This window comes from uncultured Novosphingobium sp., assembly GCF_964277725.1.
Classification (GTDB): Bacteria; Pseudomonadota; Alphaproteobacteria; order Sphingomonadales; family Sphingomonadaceae; genus Novosphingobium; species Novosphingobium fluoreni.
Window position 1 is genome coordinate 1 of record NZ_CAXYKL010000167.1, and the last position, 2904, is coordinate 2904.

Consider the following 2904-nt stretch of genomic DNA (forward strand, 5'->3'; position numbering starts at 1 on the left):
ACAAATAAAGATGCTCCCGGGCTGGCACACACAGCCCAACATGGTGACGCGGGGTGGAGCAGCCCGGTAGCTCGTCAGGCTCATAACCTGAAGGTCGTAGGTTCAAATCCTACCCCCGCAACCAATATAAATCATTCGGCAAATCAACGCTGCGCCCCATCAAAGCCGACGGTATTTACGCCACCTGCAACTCCATTGTTTTCGCAAGTGGCGCACAATGACTACGTCACACCAAAATTGACTCAGGCCGGCGCCCAATGAATATCGACGGGCAATTCGGTAGCAGCAAGCGCTCTTCCGATCGGGTATGTTGACCCCTCGCCCTGTTTAATGGCGGCCTCGATCACGGAGCGCTTTTCCTTGCCTGTAGCGGCAATCATCAGGGCGCGGGCCGTGGTTATCGCTGCAAGGCTCAAGGTGACGCGTGGCACGGGGGCATCGGTCGGCATAGGCTCTGGCATCACGCCCAAGGCGCGCCGTCCGTTCGGGCTGGTCAGCGCTTCCTCAAGGTCAGGGCCCGGGAAAATGGAAGCGGTGTGTCCATCGCTGCCGACGCCAAGAAGGCACAAGTCGAGAGGCCAGTGAAGGTCTTGCATCAAGGCATCTGCGGAACGGCCCGCCGCTTTATAGTCTGCCAGCGCATTGGGCACGATCGGGATCACGCGAGCGCCTTTGGGCAAGAAGAACTTGGCCACCGCCGTCACATTGCTCAGCGGATCACCCAGCGCCACGATGCGTTCGTCAGTGGGGATGATCGTGACGCGTTTCCAGTTGAGCTTGGCCGATGCCAGCTTTTCGTAGATCGGTATCGGGGTATTCCCGCCCGCTAGCGCGATGACCGCGGCACCGCGTGCTTCGATTGCGCTTTCGATGATGAACGCCACGTCACCGGCGACGGCTGCCGCCATCTCGGCGGCGTCGTCATATTCCCACCATTCAATTTCTTCGCTCACGTACATTCCTCGATAGCTTGGCTCGAACTGATGCCGTTACCAGCCATCATCCTGGAGGCTCCTAGCCGAACCCGATTTCCTGGCCAATAGTGGCAGTGATCCAGTGCCATGAATTTCGCCAGTATGACCGGGGAGTGCCGCAGGGCACAATGTGTCGAGGGCGTTTTGCCGGCCCACGAAAAGCCGTGGGTATGATCTGGAAACGAACGTTTTCCTTGTGGAACGGGCCAACCGGCTCGCGGCGCGTTGGCGCGCGGGATTCGCAATGTTAACTTAAATCATGATCTCGAGGAAACGGAAGGACCCCCTCCTCGTTCTTGCACATGCGGATGCGGCCATCACGGCGGTGCTCGCCCTAATCGATGCGAGACTTCTCATGAATGATTACAAGGACGTTCTGGCGGGCAAATGCCCTTTTGGCGGAGATCGCATCGGTGGCGCGCAAACCACCCCGCCGACATTGCAGGACTGGTATCCCAACCGCCTGCGCGTGGAGCAGTTGCATCGCAACGGTCCGCAGGCCAATCCGCTGGGCGATTTCGATTACAACAGCGCTTTCGAAGCGATCGATCTTCAGGCTCTGAAGCAGGAGATCAAGACATTCCTGACCAGTTCGGTGGCGTGGTGGCCATCGGATTACGGCAATTATGGCCCGCAAATGATCCGTATGGCCTGGCATGCCGCGGGCACCTACCGCATCGCTGACGGGCGCGGCGGCGCCGGCGAGGCGATGCAGCGGTTCGCACCGATTGATAGCTGGTGGGACAATGGCAACACCGATAAGTCGCGCCGATTGATCTGGCCAATCAAGCAGAAGTACGGCGCTGCGCTATCCTGGGGAGACCTGATGGTGCTGACCGGAAACTGCGCCTTGGAGATCATGGGCTTCCCCACTTACGGCTTTGCCGGCGGTCGCCACGATTCCTGGGAAGCGGATGACGCCACCTACTGGGGCCCCGAAGTCGTCGACATGACCACCGTCTCCTCGTTCGACGAGATGGTCAACCGCGACAAGCGCTGGCGCGGGAGCAATGGTGACGCTGACTACGATCTGGAACAGCCGCTGGCCGCGACGCACCAGTCCCTCATCTACGTCAATCCGGAGGGGCCGTACGCAAACGGCGACCCGCAGGCCTCGGCACGCGATATCCGGATCGCCTTCACCCGCATGGCAATGAACGATGAGGAAACCGTGGCGCTGATCGCCGGCGGTCACGCCTTTGGCAAGAGCCATGGTATGGTCAAGGCCGATCGCATCGGTGCTCCGCCGGAGATGGCGCCGCTCGAGCAGATGGGTCTTGGCTGGCACAACCCCGAAGGTTCAGGCGCGGGGGAATTCACGATGACCAACGGTATTGAAGGCAGCTGGACGCCTGACCCGACCCAGTGGGACAACAGCTATCTGGAGAACCTATTCAAGTTCGAATGGGAACAGACGCGAAGCCCCGCCGGGGCGTTGCAGTGGACGCCGGTCGACAAGACCGCTCCGCAGACCCCTGATGCCCATATTGCTGGCAAGACCCATCCGCTGATGATGATGACCAGCGACTTGGCTTTGAAGGTCGACCCCGTTTATCGCCCGATTTGCGAGCGGTTCCTGGCGGACTTCGATTACTTCACACTGCAATTTTCCAAGGCGTGGTACAAGCTCACGCACCGCGACATGGGGCCCAAGGAGCGTTATCTCGGCCCTGAAAAGACGCTACAGGACGATTTGCTGTGGCAGGATCCGATCCCGCCGGTCGATCACCCGCTCATCGACGATGCCGACATCGATGCGCTGAAGCGGCAAATTCTGGACACCGGGCTTTCGGTTTCGGATCTGGCTTTTGCAGCCTTTTCGTCAGCCTCCACCTTCCGCGTCACGGACAAGCGCGGGGGAGCGAATGGCGCGCGCATCGCGTTGGCACCGCAAAAGGACTGGGCGATCAATCGCCGGGCAATACCGGTC

Annotated in this window: 2 protein-coding genes and 1 tRNA gene; 2 read left to right on the forward strand and 1 reads right to left on the reverse strand. The window is 60.1% G+C overall.

The features are described from left to right. Positions 1-47: 47 nt before the first annotated feature. Positions 48-124: transfer RNA gene (locus ACHWRX_RS09610), tRNA-Met, on the forward strand. Positions 125-242: 118 nt separating this feature from the next. Here ACHWRX_RS09610 and pgl read toward each other — a convergent pair. Beyond that, positions 243-953, reverse strand: coding sequence for a 6-phosphogluconolactonase (pgl, locus tag ACHWRX_RS09615; RefSeq protein ID WP_394659023.1), 711 nt, complete (start codon positions 951-953; stop codon positions 243-245). Positions 954-1329: 376 nt separating this feature from the next. Here pgl and ACHWRX_RS09620 point away from each other — a divergent pair. Continuing rightward, a partial coding sequence (locus tag ACHWRX_RS09620) for a peroxidase family protein (protein WP_394659024.1) occupies positions 1330-2904 on the forward strand: 1575 nt, incomplete at its 3' end.